An 847-nucleotide genomic window follows, 5' to 3' on the forward strand; every position below is an offset into this window, starting at 1 on the left:
CACCTCCACCCGACCCAACGCCACCCCATCACCCAACGCCTCCAACAACGGAACATCCACAAACGGCTCCAACGCCGCCGCACACTCCCCCAACCGCTCCGCAAACACCGGCACATCACCCAACAACCCCAACGCCATACCCACCCACTGCGACCCCTGACCCGGGAAGACGAAGACGACGCGGTCGTCGGCGGAGGTGGCCGTGCCGTGCACGACGGCGGGTGTCGGCCGCCCCTCGGCCAGGGCGGTCAGGGCGCCGGCCGGGCCGGCGCCGGTCGCGCCGAGGACGACCGCCCGGTGGTCGAGTACGGCGCGTGTGGTCACGAGGGCGTGGCCGATGTCGTCGCCCCGGGGGGCCCGGGTGTCCCGTGCGGCGTCTTCCGCCAGCGGCAGCAGGCGCCGGGCCTGGTCCCGCAGGGCCGCGTCGGACCGCGCCGTCAGTGTCCAGGGTTCGACGGTGCCGTCGGTGGGGTGGTCGTCGTCGCGGACCTCCGGGTCCGGCCCCTGCTCCAGGATGACGTGGGCGTTGGTGCCGCTGACGCCGAAGGACGAGACACCGGCGCGGCGCGGCCGTCCCGTCTCCGGCCAGTCGCGGGGCGCGGTGAGGAGTGCCACGGTGCCGGTGGACCAGTCGACGTGTGCGGAGGGCTCGTCGGCGTGCAGGGTCCGGGGCAGGGCTGCGTGCCTCAGGGCGAGGACGGTCTTGATGACACCCGCGACGCCGGCGGCGGCCTGCGTGTGCCCGATGTTCGACTTCACCGACCCCAGCCACAACGGCCGCTCGGCATCCCGCCCCTGCCCATACGTCGCCAGCAACGCCTCCGCCTCGATCGGATCACCGAGCCTC

1 protein-coding gene is annotated in these 847 nt (G+C 73.8%); it reads right to left on the reverse strand.

The features are described from left to right. A partial coding sequence (locus IG94_RS0137980) for a ketoacyl-synthetase C-terminal extension domain-containing protein (RefSeq protein ID WP_031048733.1) occupies positions 1 to 847 on the reverse strand: 847 nt, incomplete at both ends.

Source organism: Streptomyces olivaceus (genome assembly GCF_000721235.1).
In the GTDB taxonomy this organism is placed as follows: Bacteria; Actinomycetota; Actinomycetes; order Streptomycetales; family Streptomycetaceae; genus Streptomyces; species Streptomyces olivaceus.